The organism is Streptomyces sp. NPDC005925 (assembly GCF_040638805.1).
GTDB lineage: Bacteria > Actinomycetota > Actinomycetes > Streptomycetales > Streptomycetaceae > Streptomyces.
On sequence record NZ_JBEXVL010000001.1, the window covers coordinates 204,310 to 220,326 of the forward strand.

Below are 16,017 nucleotides of genomic sequence, written 5' to 3' on the forward strand. Positions count from 1 at the left end.
CGATGTTCGGGGTGTTCGACCATCCGGTTCGAGACGTTCTACGGGTGTACGGATCGACTGTCCGCGTTCGGGTGTTCTCCGCGCCCGGGCCCGGGGACTCCGCACACCCGGTGCGAGGTGTTCCGGTCGAGCTCTACGTGTCGGCGCGGTCGACCGTGCCGGGTGGGCCGAGGCCCGTGAGGGCGCCGACCGGGTCGAGGTCGGGGGTGCCGCGGGGCCACCAGTCGTCGTGGCCGGGCTCCGACTCGTACGCGTACCACAGTCCGTCGCGGCCGAGGCGCAGCTGCAGGTGTCCCCCCGGGTGGGTGAGGGTGTTGTGCCAGGGGCGGAAGGCGGGCAGATCGGCGGCCAGGAGCAGGGGGCGGGCCCGGTCGAAACGGCCGGCGGGCGGGTCCCAGAGGTCGTCGAGGGCCGCGAGGCCGGCGAGGCCGCCCTGCCGCCAGGCGGCGACCGCGCGGGCCAGGTCGCCGGGGGTGCGGCCGGTGGCGGTGGCGAGCGAGGAGTACAGCGAGCGGGTGCTCGCGGTGAGCCCGGATCCGGGGCGGGCGGCGGCGAGGCGGACGGCGTCCTGCCACAGCGTCAGGCCACCGACCGGGTCACGGCCGGTGATGAGCAGCGCGTGGGCGCGGGCCGCGGCGTCGGTGGCGAGCTGGTCCAGCGCGAAGGGGTCGGGGCCGCCGGACGCCGCCGGGTAGACGGGGGGTTGTCCGGGGTGCGGGGGTGCGGGCAGCGGCGGGGGCGGCGCGGGCAGCTCGCGCCGGGCCAGGGCGTCGGTGGCGCGGATGCCGGGGAGGGACGCCGGTGCCCGGTCCCGGGCGGCGCGGGCGGCACGGGCCGCGCTGAGCCGGGACAGGGAGTCCAGCAGGCGGCGTTCGCCCCGGCCGCGCAGCAGGAGCAGCACGAAGGGGTCGGCGTCGAGCAGCCGCGCCGTCTGGTAGCACAGCGCGGCGGCGTGCTTGCAGGGGTGGCCGGAGTCGGGGCAGCTGCACTGCGGGGCGAGGTCTCCGGGGCCGGGCAGGAGGGGGACCCCGCAGTCGGCGAGGGAGTGCGGCAACTCCTTGTCGAGGAGCGCCGCGATGTGCCCCGGGCGCTCGGCCGCGGCGTCCAGGAACCTGTCCCAGCCGGCGTCGTCGAGCGTCCGCAGCCGCACCTGCACGCGGTAGGGGCGGGGCCGGGTGCCCTGCACATAGGCCAGCACGAGCCCCGGCGTGACCGTGATCGCATCCACGTGCCCCCGCGCGGCGTACCCCCGCCCGCGCACCAGCCGTCCGGCGTCCAGGGCGCCCTCCTCCAGCGCCGCGACCCAGGCGTTCCCCCACCAGGTCTCGGCGAAGGGTCCCTCACCGGCCGGCCGGGCGGGCAACGCCGGGAAGGTGCGCCGCAGCTCGCCGTCGCGTGCGGGGGCGGCCATGGAGCGGGACGCGGGGGCGGGAACCGAGGGCCCGGTGAGGGCCGGCTCCCGCCCGGCAAAGCCGGCGACCCCGGGCTCCCGCCGAGAGGAGTCGGCGACCCCGGGCTCCCGCCCAGCGGGGTCGGTGACCTCGGATTGCCGCCCAAGGGAGTCGATGACCTCGGACTCCCGCCCTGTGGAGTCGATGACCTCTGGCTCCCGCCCTGTGGCGTCGGTGGTGCCTCGGCCCTGTCGGGTCGGGCCGGTGGTCGCCGGGCCCTGCCGCACGCCGCCGGTCGAGGCCTGCCCGCGGGCAGGCTGCTCGAGATCGACGGACTCTCCGGGAGCAGCGGGTTCGGTGAGGCTCGGCTCCCGCCCGGCGGAGTCGGTGACTGCGCGTTGCTGCACCCGGGAATCGGCCGCCGCTCGCCCCCGCCGGGCCGGGCCGGACGTCACCGCACCCTGCCGTACCGAGCCGGTCGAGCCGGTCGGGTCGGGCGGGTCGGTCGGGTCGGTCGGGTCGGACCCACGGGCAGGCCGTACGGGCTCGGCTGGTCCGTCGGAGGTGGGCTCCGCCTCCTGCGGCCGGTGCTCGGAGTCGGGGTCGTCCGTGTCCGGGGGCGGTCGGAAGGCGCCGGACAGCATCTCGCGGAGTTCGCGGGCGCGGGCGGCGGCGCCGTGCCGGTCGTCTCCGCGTCGGGAGGACGCCCTACGCCGGACTGCGCGGCCGGGCGGGGTGTCGCCGCCGTGCGCTCCCGCGCGGTCGCCCGGGCGCTCGCCGGGGGCCGGTACGGCGGCGGACTCGGTGTCCGTGCCGCCCCGACCCGCGTCACCCCGGTCCGCTTCCCGGCGTGCCGCGCGCAGCGCCTCGCGCGCCACGTCGGCGGGGCGGGGGGCGCGTGGACCGGCTTCGGCGTGCGGCGTCGCAACGGGGGCCGGCTCGGCCGAACGGACCGCTTCCCGGCCCTCGGTGTCCCGTGCCGGCTTCCGGGCCGTCTCCCCGTGCGGGCCGCCGGCACCGGTCTCGTGCCGCTCGCCCCCGCCACCCTCACGACGTGCGGCGATCGCGCGCCGCAGCGCCTCGCGGGCGATGTCGCCCGGCCGGTGTTCCCCGTGACCGGCCGACTCCACCCCGCCACCGGCCGGTGCCCTCTCACCCGCGTGCGCCGCCCCCTGCTGGGGACCCCCCGAACCCGCCGGAGGTTCCCCGAGCTCCCCGGCCGTCGCGGCCCGCGGTTCCGCTGCCGCGGCCGGGGCTTGCACCGGTTCCGCCGGCGTGCCCGCGCCCGGGACGTCCGACCCCCGCCGCCCCACCGAGGCGGTTCCCAGCGCCGCAGCAGGGGTGTCCGCCGACGCCGCCGGGACCCCCGTCTCCGGCACGACCGACTTCCCCGTATCCGTCCCGCCGGGCTGCGGCGCCCCCGCCGGGCCGCTCCCCTTCGTCTCCCGCCACTCCCCCGGACCTGCCGCGCCGCCGTCCTCCGTACCCACCCGCTCCACCGCGCCGGCACCGCCGGCGCCCGCCCCTGCCACCGCGCCGCAGCCCGCATCGCCCGGCGCACCCGGCGCTTCCGCCCCGGCCTCCCGTCGCTCCCGTGCCTCCCGCAGGGCGCGGCGGGCCTCCTCGGAGGGGCGCGGGGTCATGTCGGCCTCCGGAGGGACACCAGGTCGGACAGGTCACGGTCCGTCAGCTCCGTGAGGGCCGATTCGCCGGAGCCGAGGATGGCGTCGGCCAGGGCTCGCTTGGACTCCAGCATCTCGGCGATGCGGTCCTCGACGGTGCCCTCGGTGATGAGGCGGTGGACCTGGACGGGCTGGGTCTGGCCGATGCGGTAGGCGCGGTCGGTGGCCTGTTCCTCCACGGCCGGGTTCCACCAGCGGTCGAAGTGGACGACGTGGCCCGCGCGGGTGAGGTTCAGGCCTGTGCCGGCCGCCTTCAGCGACAGCACCAGGACGGGTGTCGCACCGCTCTGGAAGCGGTCCACCATGCGCTCCCGCTCCGGCACTGGCGTGCCGCCGTGCAGCAGCTCGGCCGGGACGGCGCGTTCGGCGAGGTGCGCGGTGATGAGCCGGGCCATGCCGACGTACTGCGTGAAGACGAGCGCCGAGCCGTTTTCCGCGAGGAGGGTGTCCAGCAGTTCGTCCAGCAGGGCGAGCTTCCCGGAGCGGGCGGCCTGCCGGTCCCCGCCGCGCGGTTCTTCCTTCAGGAACAGCGCGGGGTGGTCGCAGATCTGCTTCAGCGAGGTGAGGAGCTTGAGGACCATGCCGCGGCGGGCCATGCCCCGGGCGGTCTCGATGGCGAGCATCGACTCGCGCACCACCGCCTCGTAGAGCGCGGCCTGTTCCCGGGTGAGCGGCACGGGGCGGTCGGTCTCGGTCTTGGGCGGCAGCTCGGGGACGATGCCCGGGTCGGACTTCTTGCGGCGCAGCAGGAAGGGCCGGACGAGGCGGGCCAGGCGCTCCGCCGCCTCCTCGTCCTCGCCGGTCTCCACGGCACGCGCGTGCCGGGCACGGAACGACTTCAGCGGGCCGAGGAGACCGGGGGTGGTCCAGTCGAGGAGGGCCCACAGCTCGGACAGGTTGTTCTCGACCGGGGTGCCGGTGAGGGCGACGCGCGCGGGGGTCGGGATGGTGCGCAGGGCCTTCGCCGTGGCGGAGTACGGGTTCTTGACGTGCTGGGCCTCGTCGGCGACGACCATGCCCCATCGCTGCCCGGCGAGGGCGGGCGCCGCGCTGCGCATCGTGCCGTACGTGGTGAGGACGAAGCCGCCGGTGAGGCCGGCGAGGCTGCGGTCCGGGCCGTGGAAGCGGCGGACGGGGACGCCGGGTGCGAAGCGGGCGATCTCCCGCTGCCAGTTGCCGAGCAGGGAGGCCGGACAGACCACCAGGGTGGGTTCCGCACGGGCGCGCTTGAGGTGCAGGGCGATGAGGGTGATCGTCTTGCCGAGGCCCATGTCGTCGGCGAGGCAGCCACCGAGGCCGAGGGACGTCATCAGCTCGAGCCAGGCCAGTCCGCGCAGCTGGTAGTCGCGCAGGGTGGCGTGCAGGCCGGGGGGCGGTTCGGCGGGGCGCGGGCCCGCTGTCAGGCGGTCGCGCAGGACGGCCAGGGCGCCCTCGGGCACCGCTTCGACGGTGTCGCCGTCCACCTCGGCGGTGCCGGTGAGGGCGGCGGACAGGGCGTCGACGGGGTCGAGCAGGCCGAGGTCCCGCATGCGGGCCTTGCGGACGAGGGCGGGGTCCACGAGCACCCACTGGTCGCGCAGCCGGACGACCGGACGGTGCGCCTCGGCGAGCGCGTCCATCTCTGCCTCGCTGAGCGGGTCGCCGCCGAGCGCCAGCTGCCAGCGGAACCGCAGCAGGTCTTCGCTCTCGAGGAAGCCGGTGCCGTCGGTCGCCGAGCCGGGTGCGGACCGGACGACCGCCGTGGCGGTCAGGTCCTGGGCCAGGTCCCGCGGCCAGTGCACGGCCACGCCGGCCGCGGCGAGCCGGGTGGCGGCGACGCCGAGCAGGTCGCTGAGCTCGTCCTCGGACAGCGCGAGCACGCCGGGCACGTCCTGCTCGCCGAGCCGGTCGAGCGGCGGCCAGACGCGGGCCGCGCGGCGCACCGCGAGGGCGGCGTCCACGCGCGCGCGGGGCCCGAAGGCGTCGTCCGCGCCGCCCGCCCACAGGGCCGCCGCGTCGGCCACGAGGGTGGGGTCGACGAGGCTGTGCACCTGGACGATCGCCGCGCCGGCGGTACGGACGCGCGCGTCGGGGTCGCCGTCGAACAGCTCGTACGCCGACAGGTCGAGGCGCAGGGAGATCCGCACGCCCGCGTCCATGCCGGCGGCGACCTCGGCGGCCCAGTCGTGCGCGTGCGGCAGATGCTGGGCGGTGCTCGCCGCGAAGGGCTTCCCGACGGCGTAGGGGGCGGCCGGGGTGCGGGGCAGGGTGTCCGCGACCGCGTCCAGGAAGGCACGCAGCAGCGCTTCAGGTGCGGGCAGCGTGAGCGGGCCCGGGCCGGGCAGCGGCGCCGCGTGCCCCTCGTACGGGAGGGCGGCGGCCACCGCTCGCAGGTGCGCGAGGTCGTGTGGTTCGAGAGGTCCGGCACGCCACGCGTCGTGCCCGGTGGCGGTCAGGCCGGGCAGCAGGCGGCCCCGGGCGGCCAGCCGCAGCGCGTGCAGCGCGGCGGCGCCCCAGCAGACGGTCGCGGGGTGGGCCGCCGGGTCGTGCCGGGCGCGGACCAGCAGGGGCAGCGCCTCGCCGACCGGGAGGGTCAGCGCCGGGGTGGTCCCGCGGCGCACACCCGTGCCGTGCGGCCGGACGACCGTCAGCTCCGCGCGGTCCGCTGCCGCGTCGGGCAGCGGGGCGCCCTCCGGGTCCCAGAAGGCGACCGTGCCCTCGCGCGGCAGGGGCGCGGGCAGGAAGAGGGCCGCGAGCCGGGCGGGGACCGGACCGGCTGGGGCCACGGGCTCCCCCGCCCGCCCGGCCACGGCGACCGCGCCGCTCGCACCGCTCATACGTCCTGTCACCTGCCGTCCCGTCCGCCGACTCGTGTGTCTTCGACTCTACGGGCGGGCTCTGACAATCGGTCCCGGAGCCCGGCCGGCCCGCGACGAACGGTCCGGCGCGGCTGTCCGCGGCCGGACCGTCACGGCACGGTGCGCGAGACGACGTAGACCATGATGTGGTTCGGGTTCGAGGGGTTCACCACGACGTCCTGGGTGGGCGCGGGGTTCTTCTGCCGGTGGACCAGGCCCCACCAGCGGCCGTCGGCGGGGAATTTCCAGCCGCTGACCTTCTGGTCGCGGGGGCCTATCGTCACGTGGCCCTTCCTGAGGTCGTCGCGGGTGACGCCCATGCCGGTGAGGAAGGCCTCGAAGCCCGCCCCGGTGGTGCCGAACTGGACGTAGAGCCGGCTGGACTTCCAGTTGTTGGTCTCGTAGTGGGCGACGGGGTCCGCGGGGTGCGGGACCGGCACCTGGTAGAGGCGGCGCTGCACCTTGGAGGGCCAGCCCTCGGTGAGGCCGGTCGCGGAGTACTTGGCCTCCTTGTCCTTGCCGCTGGCGCGGCTCTGGTTCGCGGAGATCACCAGGTAGCCGGCCGGGATGCCGATGAGCAGCACGATGATCACCAGGGTGAGTGCCCTGCGGCGGATCATGTGCCGACGGTCCTCGACGGGACGGTCCGGCCGGTCCGGCGGGGCGGGGTGCGGTACCGCGTTCATGCCGATCCCTCGGTGGTGCGGCGGAACTGTTCGGTGGTGCGCCGGAACTGGGCGTACCGCTCGTAGCGCTCGTACCGCTCCACGCGGCGCCGCTTGGCGCGGCGGAAGCGGCGGGCGACGAGCCGGGCGAGGTCGGCGGCGCCGACCATGCCGGCCTCGGGGCCGAGCTGGGCGCGGGCGATGCGGGCCTCGGGGCGGTAGCCGCGGCCGGTGAGGTTGCGGCGGAAGGCGTCCCGGGCGGGGCCGATCAGCAGGTCGTCGGCGGCCGAGACGCCGCCGCCGATCACGAAGCACGACGGGTCGAGGGCGGCGGCGAGGTTGGCGATGCCGACGCCGAGCCACTGCCCGATGTCCTGGAGCAGCTCGATGCACATGGCGTCGCCCTCGCGGGCCAGCTCGGTGATCATCGGGCCGGTGATGTCGGAGATCTGGCCCTTGACGTGCTCGATGATCCCGTAGGCGACCGGGGAGTCGGCGGCGGCGAGCTCGCGGGCCTCACGGACCAGGGCGTTGCCGGAGCTGTACTGCTCCCAGCAGCCGCGGTTGCCGCACGGGCAGCGGTGGCCGCCGGGCACGACCTGCATGTGCCCGAACTCGCCCGCGACGCCGTACTTGCCGCGCTTGACCTGGCCGTCCTCCAGGATCGCGCCGCCGATGCCGGTGCCCAGCGTGATCATGACGAGGTGGTCCTCGTCACGGCCGGCGCCGAAGCGCCACTCGGCCCAGGCGGCGGTGTTGGCGTCGTTGTCCACCAGGACGGGCACCGACAGGCGGCCGGCGAGGCGGTCGCGCAGCGGCTCGTTGCGCCAGGAGAGGTGCGGGGCGAACAGGACGCGGTTGCGGTCGGCGTCGACCCAGCCGGCCGCGCCGATGCCGACGGCGTGCACGTCGTGCCGGTCGGACAGGTCCAGGACCAGCTCGACGATGGTGTCCTCGACGACCTTCGGGCTCTTGGACTTGTCGGGGGTCTCGGCGCGGAGCTTCTCCAGGATGTTGCCGTCGGCGTCGACCACGCCCGCCATCACCTTGGTGCCGCCGATGTCGATCCCGACGGTCGGCACGCGGGGGGCCGTCAGGTGCGAGCGGCGTTCCCGGGTGCCGACCGTGCGGAGCACGGGGCGCCGGGAGCCGATGGGGGCGCTGAAGTCGCGGTAGCTGCTCATCGGGCCCGATTCTGCCGCACGGCCACGGACAACACCGAACAGGGGAGGAAGGGGCCGGTCCGCCGCCCGGCGACCGGGCGCGGGTGGTCGCGCCCGGTCGGGGGACGCGCTGCCGCCCGGTGTCCGACGCCGCCGTTCCCCGCCCCGCCCGACGGCGGCGTGGCAGCTCGTGGCGCGGATCACCCGTCGGTCCGTGCCCGTGCACGGCAGGCCGGCGCGGGTGGCGCGGCACCGGTGGTGCCCAGGTCCGGTCACGTGCCACGAGGCCCGTGCCCTTCTTGCCGTGCCGCTCCTGCCGCGTCCTGCCGTACGCGCCGGGTTCCGGCGTACGCGAGGGCGGCGGGGGGCGTCCCGTCGGACCCGGACACCGCACCGCCGAACACGGGAACACGCGTCCGACGGCCGGGCAGGCGCCGTGGTCGATTGTCCGGACATTGCGACGAACCGGCGTGAAGGGTGCCGCGCGGCGTCCGGGACCGAGGGCCGCGAGAGGGCGGGGCGGCCGGCGCGACCGGAGGCGTCAGGGCCGTACGAGGAGCTGGAACTCGAAGGAGTAGCGGGACGGCCGGTAGGTGTGCGTGCCGTACTCGACCGCGCGGCCGGTGTCGTCGAAGGTGACGCGCTGCATGGTGAGCAGCGGCGCGCCCTCCCGCTCGGTGAGCCGCTCCGCCTCGGCGGCCGTGGCGGCGCGGGCTCCGATGGCCTGGCGGGCGCTGTGCAGGGTGATGCCGGCGGCGCGCATCATCCGGTACAGGCCGGTCGCCTCCAGTTGGCCGGTGTCCAGGTCGAGCAGTCCGGGGGGCAGGTAGTTGCACAGGTACGCCATCGGCTCGCCGTGCGCGAGCCGCAGCCGTTCGACGCGGTGCACGTCGCTGTCCTCGGCGACGCCGAGCGCCGCCGCGATCTCGGCGGTGGCCGGTACGACCGTGTTGACCAGGACTTTGGTGCCCGGGCGCTGTCCGGCCGTCTCCAGGTCGTCGTAGAGGCTGCTCAGTTCCAGGGGGCGTTTGACCCGGCTGTGCACCACCTGGGTGCCGACGCCGCGGCGCCGTACCAGCAGGCCCTTGTCGACCAGGGACTGGATGGCCTGGCGGACCGTGGGCCGGGACAGGCCGAGCCGGGACGCGAGCTCGATCTCGTTGCCGAGCAGGCTGCCGGGGGTCAGCACGCCCTGCTCGACGGCGGCCTCCAGCTGCTGCGACAGCTGGAAGTACAGGGGGACCGGAGAGGTCCGGTCCACCATGAGATCGAGCTGCACGGTCGGGTCCACTCCTGGTTTGGGCACGGCTCGAGCGTAGCTCCGCCCGTTGTGTACGGGAAGTTGCGTAGTTCGATTGTCCGGACATACACATTGACAGGGGCCGTACGGGGCCGCACTTTGTTCCCATGCGCATCGGGGTCATCGGGACGGGCCGCATCGGCACCATCCACGCGAACACACTCAGCCGCCATCGCGACGTCGGATCCCTGATCCTCACGGACGCCGACCGGGCGCGGGCCCAGCAACTGGCGCACCGGCTGGGTGAGACGGCGGCGCCCGGGGTGGACGAGATCTTCAAGTGGGGCGTGGACGCCGTCGTGATCACCACGGCGACCCCGGCCCACGCCGATTTCATCGGCCGGGCGGCGCGTGCCGGGCTGCCGGTGTTCTGCGAGAAGCCCATCGCGCTGGACCTGCCGGGCACGTTACAGGCGATCGCCGAGGTGGAGACGGCCGGGACGATCCTGCAGATGGGGTTCCAGCGCCGCTTCGACACCGGATACGCGGGCGCGCGGGACGCGGTGCGGGCGGGACGGCTCGGGCGACTGCACACCGTCCGCGCGATGACGTCCGACCAGACACCGCCACCGGCCGAGTACCTGCCGCTGTCCGGCGGCCTCTACCGCGACTCGCTCATCCACGACTTCGACGTACTGCGCTGGGTGACGGGCCGCGAGGTGACCGACGTGTACGCCGCCGGGTCCGACGCCGGGCCGCGGATGTACCGGGAGGCGGGCGACGTCGACACGGCCGCCGCGGTTCTCTCCCTCGAAGACGGCACCCTCGCGACGATCACCGGGACGCGCCTGAACGGCGCCGGGTACGACGTCCGCATGGAACTGGCCGGGGAGCTCGACCAGATCGTCGTGGGCCTGGACGACCGCACCCCGATCGCCTCCACCGAACCGAGCGGCCCCCCGGCCGCCGACAAACCGTGGACGGGCTTCCTGGAACGCTTCGCCCCCGCCTACGAGGCCGAACTCGCGGCGTTCGTGGAGGTGGTGCGCGGCGAGCGCCCCAACCCGTGCGACGGCCGCGAGGCGTTGCAGGCCCTGCGCATCGCCGAGGCCTGCGACCTGTCCCGCCGCGAGCGCCGGCCGGTACGGCTGGTGGAGATCCCGGGCGGGCGGGAACCGCTGCTGAGGTGACGGGCGGTCCGCGGGGATGCCGGGCGCCGGCCACGTGCAGGCGACGGCCCCTCGGGCGGTCTTCGAGCCGGTGCCTGGCCGGCCCGTCCCTACCTGGTCCAGGGCCCGTCTCCCCCGTCCTTCCCCTGCCCCTCCAGCAGTCCCGCGTCATGCGCCAGCAGGGCGATCTGGACGCGGTTGTTGAGGCCGAGGGCGGCCAGGACGCGGGAGACGTGGGATTTCACGGTGGCCACGCTCATGTACAGGTCCGCCGCGATCTCCGCGTTGGCCAGGCCCCGTCCGATCGCGACGGCGACCTCGCGCTCCCGGTCGTTCAGGAGGGAGAGACGGTCACGCGCGCGTGCCCGGCGGGTGTCGGCGGCACTGTCGGCCGCGTGCGTCATCACCTGGCGGGTGACGGCGGGCGACAGCACGGGATCTCCCGCCGCCACCCGGCGTACCGCGTCCAGGATCTCGGCGGGCGGGGTGTCCTTGAGGACGAATCCGGCGGCGCCCGCGCGCAGGGCCCGCAGCACCTGCTCGTCGGCGTGGAAGGTGGTCAGCACCACGACCTGCGGGGCGTCCGCGCGGGCGCGCAGCAGTTCCGTGGCCGTGAGGCCGTCGACCGTCGGCATGCGGATGTCCATGAGGACGACGTCCGGGCGGGTGCGGTCGACGAGCGCCTCGACCTCGCCGCCGTCGCCGGCCTCGCCGACGATCTCGACGTCGTCCGCGCCGCCCAGCATGAAGGACAGCCCGGCGCGTACGAGGGGGTCGTCGTCGACGAGGACGAGTCTGATCGCGGTCATGTGCCTACGGTCATCGCGGTGGGTGGACGGGGACGGCCGGCTCGGGCCGGTACCGCCCAGCGGACACGGTTTCTCGGTCATGGCCTACGCGCGCAGTGCCACGCCGTGGCGGACGCGCAGGACGCGGAGTTCCCACCAGACCACGGCGGTCACCGAGGCGGGGCCGCCGAGGAAGGCGAGGACCTGGATGAGCGGCGGGCCCGGCGGCAGGCCACCCGCCAGCAGGCTGATCAGCGCCCACTCCCAGACCAGGACCCCGGTGAGCAGGGCGGGCAGGGTCGCGTGCACGGCGGCCGTGTTGAAGCCGGTGCGCACGGCGGGGCCGGTGGCGAAGCCGAGGAAGAACACCGTCCAGACCAGGGGCAGGAACATCGCGAGCGTGAGCCAGGGGAAGCCGGCCTCCCCGGTGGTCGACGCCGCGTCCGCCTCCTCGACCATGCCGATGCCGGCCACGGCCAGCGGCACGGCCACCACGGCCCCGATGTACAGCAGGGCCGACTTGCCGGCGGCGCGCACGCGCGGACGCATGTCGGCCTTCGTGGCGGGCGTGGCCCAGCGGAAGAGGAACCCGATGACGACGGGCGCGCTGAGCAGCAGTAGCGGCGGGGTGATCACGATCCGCATCATGTACTGCTGCTGGACCCCGCTGACGTCCTCGGGCTTGCCGTAGAGCGCGAGCAGCAGCACGCTCAGCGCGGCGGCGGTCCAGGCGCGCGCCTTCTGCAGCCGGGTCACCTGCGGGTCCTCGATCCGGCGCGCGCCGCGCGGCGGGAACAGGCGGTGGGCGCGCAGGCGGGCCGAGCGCGCGAACGAGTAGCCCGCGACGAGGGGGACGAGCGCGATCCAGGCGCAGGGCGCGAGCAGCACGAGCCACATGCAGCCGGGGTTACTGCGCCGCCAGGCCCCGAACATGTCGCGCACCCGGGGCCATTCGGCGCCGCGCAGCCCGCGGAACGCTCCCCAGCCCAGCAGCGAGGTCGGCCTCGGCCGCGGCGGATACGGGTACGGCTGCGGGGGGTACGGCTGGGGCGGGTAGGGCTGGGGGTATCCGTACGGCGCCGGGCCCGGCCGGGGTGGCACGTACGGCCCGGTGTGCGGCGGGGGCGGCGGGTAGGGGCCCTGGTTCGGCGGCGGGACGTACGGTCCGCCGCCGGGGGGTGGCGGTGGGTTCTGACCGCCGTGCGGTGGCCACTGGGGCCGGTACGGATCGTGGGGTCCCCCGAAGCTCACGCCGGCTGTTCCTTCCGAGACGGGCGGGTGCTGAAGCTGGACAAACATAACCACCGCCTCCGACAAGTCAAACGCCGCCCGTGCGGCGGGACTTGACGGCGCGCCGGGTCAGTCCCACGGCAGCCACGCGCGTACCCGGAAACCGCCGTCCGTCCCGGGGCCGTGCTCCAGCGTGCCGCCGGCCAGGGTGGCGCGCTCGGTCAGTCCGATGAGGCCCTGTCCGGAGCCGGGGACGGGGGCGGCCGTGGCCCCGCCCTCGGGTGCGGCATTGCGTACGGACACGACGAGTCCGTCGGCCGGGCCGCCCGTGACGCTCACCGCGACCTCGGTGCCGGGCGCGTGTTTGCGGGCGTTGGTCAGGGCCTCCTGGGCGATGCGGTAGGCGGTGCGCCCGACGACGGCGGGTACGGCGCCGGTGACGGTGACCCGGTTGGCGAGGGTGACCTTCATGCCGGCCGCGTGGGACTCGGCGACCAGCGCGTCGAGTGCCGCGAGCGTCGGCTGCGGTCGCCCGCCGGCGTCGTCGGCCTCCGCGGCGCGCAGTACGCCGATGATCTGCCGCAGGTCCTGCAGGGCGTCGTGGGCGCTCTCCCTGATGACTCCGGCGGCCCGCGCGACCTCCGCGCGGGAGGCGTCGGGACGGAACTCCAGTGCGCCCGCGTGCACGCTGAGCAGGGTCAGCCGGTGCGCGAGCACGTCGTGCATCTCGCGGGCGATGGCCTCGCGGGCGAGCCGCTGGGCCTGCTCGGCGCGCAGCCGTGCCTCGGTCTCGGCACGCCGGGCGCGGTCCCGCAGGCTGAGCACGAGCTGCCGTTTGGACCGGACGAACATGCCCCAGCCGATGGCCGACACGATGAGCAGCCCGGTGAAGACGAGCACGGCCGGGTACGACAGTTCGGGGTCCGGGCGGAGCCGGAAGAACACCGGGAGGACGGCGAGGGACGCCCCGCCGGTCCAGGCCACGTACCGGAAGGGCCGGTGCACGGCGAGCGTGAACAGGGAGATCAGACCGGCGCCGCCCGCCGTGTTGGACACGAGCCCGACCGGGACCATCGCGATCGCCAGCGCGAGCGGCCGGCGTCGGCGCAGCCACACGGCGCCGCAGGACAGCGCGCCGATCACCTGGTCGACGGCGGCGAGGGACACCGGGAGACGGGGGTCCTCGGCCATGGACTCGGCGGCGAGCAGGCCGGTGACGACGGCCAGCGCGAAGCAGGAGAAGTCGACGATCCAGTCGCGGGCGGTACGCCGGGGGGTGCGTCCGGACCGCCGGGTGCCGGGGTCGAGTTCGTCGGCCAGCGCGGACGGCAGCAGCCACCGGCGCGCGGCGGGAAAGTCGTCGGGGGCCCCGGCCCCCGCCCTGTCACCACTCACGGTCGGCAAATCTACGCAGGGCGGGGGCCGTTGCGTCTCTGGCCGCCGTGCATCTGCGACCTTCGGCGCGGTACGGCAGACCTTCGGCGCGGGACCGTAGACCTTCGGTGCCCGAGCACGGACTTACGGTGCGGGGGGCGGTCCGGATCGGCTACTTCCGCCGGGGGTGGGCTCGCCCCGCGGCCGATGACGGTGGGGGGTCCGCGGAGCGAGGGTCTCACCCATGAAGAAGCTGCTGGAGTTTTTCGGATTCGTCGCCCTCGTGCAGGGCGTGGCGGGGCTGGTGCACGAGTTCACCGACTGGCACTGGGGCCTCGTGCAGCGGCTCGGTTTCCTCGACGGCTACGAGCTGTACACGAGCATCGCCCTGGTGCTGCTGGGCGTCGCCCTGTTCGCAGCCGCCGAGAGCCGCACGCCCGGCTGAAGCCGGGTCTCCGGTCCGCGGCGAGCACACCGCACACCGGGCACACCGAGCACACCGGGCGCGCCGACGCCCGGTGTGCGGTGTACGTGACTCGGCGTACAGGAGCCGTGGTCCGTGACCCGCCTACGTGAGCCGTTGTACGTGACCGGCGTGCGTGACCGGTGGGGTGAGCAGGTGTCCCCTGCTTCGGTCCGGCTCCGGATCCGGCTCAGCAGCCGTAGTTGACCAGGTCGAACGAGGCGTAGTGGTCCGCCGTGTAGTAGTCCTCCTGGTAGTCCTCACCAGTGACGATGCGGCGGGCGCCACGGTCGTCCGAGCCCGGCGTGATCACCGTGTACTCGTGGTAGTAGCCGGACGTCTGGCTGGGCAGGATGCCTTCCCGGTTCTGGAAGACGGTCCCGTCCTGGTCGTACGGGAACGGCCCGCCCTGCTCGATCAGGTCGAGGGTGTCATGGGCCTGCGAGGGCAGGTTGCTGTAGCAGATGCTGCCGACCGCCGCGGGGGCGGCGGAAGCCGTGGTCGTCGAGACGGCGCCGCCCACGAGGAGGGCGGACAGGAGGGCTGCTGCGGCGCCGAGGCGCGTGATGTGTGGGGGGAAGGTCATGCCTTCCATGATGACGCGCGTAGACGATGGCATGTCAATGACAAGCCTCGAACTTTTTACCGTCGCGCCACAGGTGTTCACAGGAAATCGACCTGCGGCGGGCGAACCGGACCGCCCGGCCGGCGGGGCGGGCACGGACCCCGGCCTCTCGTGACGGGCGGGACGCCTCGGTCTCCCCCTCGCGACGGGCGGGACGCCACGGCCGCTCCTCGCGACGGGCGGGACGCCCCTCCTGACACCCCAGCCTCACCGGCCTGTTGAGCCCCGCCGTCGTCCCGCCCCCGATGCCCCGTCAGCCACCCAGTTCCCGATGCCGCGCCTCCAGCCACGCGGCCCCCGTCTGCGTGAGTGAACCGTGCAGGCGCAGACGGGAGATGCCGCCGTCCGGGTAGATGTCCACGCGCGCGTGCGTGCCGACCGCCGGGGCGGGGAGGACGAAGCGGTGGTTGGTGTCGGGCTGGAGGCGGGTGGGGGGCAGGACCTCCACCCAGTCACCGTCCTCGCCGTCCCGCACGGACAGCGACGCCCAGCCGGCGCTGTTGCCCTTCAGGTACGCCGTGTCGATCTCGACTGCCCGGATCTCGGACCGGGCCACCAGCCCGTACCGGATCCAGTCGTTGCCCCGGTCCCGGCGGCGGCGCGTCTCCCAGCCGTCGTCCATCTTGCGGGAACGGCCCGGCTGGATGGTGTGGGCCGGGGGCGAGTAGAAGCGGTCGGAGGCGTCCTCGACCCGGCCGCCGTTCTCCAGCGCGACGACGTCGAAGGTGCCGAGCGCGGCAAGCCATGCCGGGTCCGGGGCGACCTCGCCGTACACCCGCAGGCGGGCGATGCCGCCGTCCGGGTGCTGGTTGAGGCGCAGGTGGGTGAAGCGCTGTTCGACGGCGACCTCGAAGCCGTTGGCCGCGTGGCCGCCGACCCGGGTGCGCGGCACCAGCGTCGTCCACTTCACGTCGCCGGAGAGGAGGTCCTCCGGGGAGGGGGAGCCCTCGACCGACGCGCCCTCGACCGACACGGCCTGCGGGTAGTTGCCGCGGAAGTGGGCCGTGTCGACGACGATGCCCCGGATCACGCCGGGCGCGCCGAGGCGGATCAGCGCCCAGTCGTGGTCCTCGGCCGTGGGCCAGGGGTGGTCGGCCGAGGCGCCGCGGCGGCGGCGGGTCTCCCAGCCGTCCATGACCTTGCCCTTGTGCCCGAAGTGCTCGGGGACGAACTCGGCGCGCCCGGGCACCAGCAGGTTCTCGCGCTGCGCGAAGAACTCGTCGTTGGCGGCGACGACGGAGGCACCGAGCCGGCGGTCGGCGAGATCGGCGTACTGGGTGAAGGGGAAGTCGGCGGTGCGGTAGTCCGCGTACGGGTCGCCGCCCGGGTAGGGGTTCGCGTCGCCGGTGAAGCTCTCGATCGCCGTCACGGTGGTCGCGGCCTGCCTTTC

The 16,017-nt window shown here is 75.1% G+C and carries 12 protein-coding genes; 2 read left to right on the forward strand and 10 right to left on the reverse strand.

Annotated features, from left to right (window positions below; translation table 11 throughout):
- Window positions 1-133 precede the first annotated feature (133 nt).
- The 5 genes from ABZ354_RS00885 to ABZ354_RS00905 form a co-directional block, all read right to left on the reverse strand.
- Window positions 134-3,034: an SWIM zinc finger family protein gene (locus tag ABZ354_RS00885; protein WP_358651518.1), complete on the reverse strand. Its 2,901-nt coding sequence runs from the start codon at window positions 3,032-3,034 to the stop codon at window positions 134-136.
- Window positions 3,031-5,889: a DEAD/DEAH box helicase gene (locus tag ABZ354_RS00890; RefSeq protein ID WP_358651520.1), complete on the reverse strand. Its 2,859-nt coding sequence runs from the start codon at window positions 5,887-5,889 to the stop codon at window positions 3,031-3,033. The genes ABZ354_RS00885 and ABZ354_RS00890 overlap by 4 nt, the downstream gene beginning before the upstream one ends.
- A 131-nt stretch (window positions 5,890-6,020) precedes the next feature.
- Complete coding sequence (locus ABZ354_RS00895) at window positions 6,021-6,596, reverse strand: sugar kinase (protein WP_358651522.1); 576 nt, start codon at window positions 6,594-6,596, stop codon at window positions 6,021-6,023.
- Window positions 6,593-7,759 (reverse strand): ROK family glucokinase, encoded by a 1,167-nt coding sequence (locus ABZ354_RS00900; RefSeq protein WP_358651524.1) that lies wholly within the window; start codon window positions 7,757-7,759, stop codon window positions 6,593-6,595. The genes ABZ354_RS00895 and ABZ354_RS00900 overlap by 4 nt, the downstream gene beginning before the upstream one ends.
- 520 nt (window positions 7,760-8,279) lie before the next feature.
- Entirely contained in the window at window positions 8,280-9,017 is a 738-nt protein-coding gene (locus ABZ354_RS00905) for a GntR family transcriptional regulator (protein ID WP_358652205.1), read from the reverse strand.
- 128 nt (window positions 9,018-9,145) lie between these two features.
- On the opposite strand from ABZ354_RS00905, the gene ABZ354_RS00910 reads away from it, so the two are divergent.
- Window positions 9,146-10,168, forward strand: coding sequence for a Gfo/Idh/MocA family oxidoreductase (locus ABZ354_RS00910; protein ID WP_358651526.1), 1,023 nt, complete (start codon window positions 9,146-9,148; stop codon window positions 10,166-10,168).
- Window positions 10,169-10,257: 89 nt separating this feature from the next.
- Here the strand turns inward: ABZ354_RS00910 and ABZ354_RS00915 are convergent, their stop codons facing one another.
- The 3 genes from ABZ354_RS00915 to ABZ354_RS00925 form a co-directional block, all read right to left on the reverse strand.
- Window positions 10,258-10,956 (reverse strand): response regulator transcription factor, encoded by a 699-nt coding sequence (locus tag ABZ354_RS00915; protein ID WP_358651528.1) that lies wholly within the window; start codon window positions 10,954-10,956, stop codon window positions 10,258-10,260.
- Window positions 10,957-11,040: 84 nt separating this feature from the next.
- Window positions 11,041-12,186, reverse strand: a complete 1,146-nt coding sequence (locus tag ABZ354_RS00920) for a hypothetical protein (protein WP_358651530.1) — start codon at window positions 12,184-12,186, stop codon at window positions 11,041-11,043.
- Window positions 12,187-12,294: 108 nt separating this feature from the next.
- Window positions 12,295-13,560 (reverse strand): histidine kinase, encoded by a 1,266-nt coding sequence (locus ABZ354_RS00925; RefSeq protein ID WP_358651532.1) that lies wholly within the window; start codon window positions 13,558-13,560, stop codon window positions 12,295-12,297.
- Window positions 13,561-13,783: 223 nt separating this feature from the next.
- Here ABZ354_RS00925 and ABZ354_RS00930 point away from each other — a divergent pair, with 223 nt between their 5' ends.
- A complete protein-coding gene (locus ABZ354_RS00930; protein ID WP_358651534.1) occupies window positions 13,784-13,984 on the forward strand; it encodes a hypothetical protein in 201 nt (66 codons plus the stop codon).
- A gap of 208 nt (window positions 13,985-14,192) precedes the next feature.
- On the opposite strand, the gene ABZ354_RS00935 is transcribed toward ABZ354_RS00930, so the two are convergent.
- Together ABZ354_RS00935 and alc are read right to left on the reverse strand one after the other, a co-directional pair.
- Entirely contained in the window at window positions 14,193-14,588 is a 396-nt protein-coding gene (locus ABZ354_RS00935) for a ribonuclease domain-containing protein (protein WP_358651536.1), read from the reverse strand.
- Window positions 14,589-14,880: 292 nt separating this feature from the next.
- Window positions 14,881-15,996 carry an allantoicase gene (gene alc / locus ABZ354_RS00940; RefSeq protein WP_358651538.1) on the reverse strand — a complete coding sequence of 372 codons (1,116 nt, stop codon included), beginning with the start codon at window positions 15,994-15,996 and terminating at the stop codon, window positions 14,881-14,883.
- Window positions 15,997-16,017 lie beyond the last annotated feature (21 nt).

Bases quoted from the DNA above. Each gene is read 5' to 3' on its own strand.
- ABZ354_RS00885 (WP_358651518.1), bottom strand. From the start codon at position 3,034: ATGACCCCGCGCCCCTCCGAGGAGGCCCGCCGCGCCCTGCGGGAGGCA.
- ABZ354_RS00890 (WP_358651520.1), bottom strand. From the start codon at position 5,889: ATGAGCGGTGCGAGCGGCGCGGTCGCCGTGGCCGGGCGGGCGGGGGAG.
- ABZ354_RS00895 (WP_358651522.1), bottom strand. From the start codon at position 6,596: ATGAACGCGGTACCGCACCCCGCCCCGCCGGACCGGCCGGACCGTCCC.
- ABZ354_RS00900 (WP_358651524.1), bottom strand. From the start codon at position 7,759: ATGAGCAGCTACCGCGACTTCAGCGCCCCCATCGGCTCCCGGCGCCCC.
- ABZ354_RS00910 (WP_358651526.1), top strand. From the start codon at position 9,146: ATGCGCATCGGGGTCATCGGGACGGGCCGCATCGGCACCATCCACGCG.
- ABZ354_RS00915 (WP_358651528.1), bottom strand. From the start codon at position 10,956: ATGACCGCGATCAGACTCGTCCTCGTCGACGACGACCCCCTCGTACGC.
- ABZ354_RS00930 (WP_358651534.1), top strand. From the start codon at position 13,784: ATGAAGAAGCTGCTGGAGTTTTTCGGATTCGTCGCCCTCGTGCAGGGC.
- ABZ354_RS00935 (WP_358651536.1), bottom strand. From the start codon at position 14,588: ATGACCTTCCCCCCACACATCACGCGCCTCGGCGCCGCAGCAGCCCTC.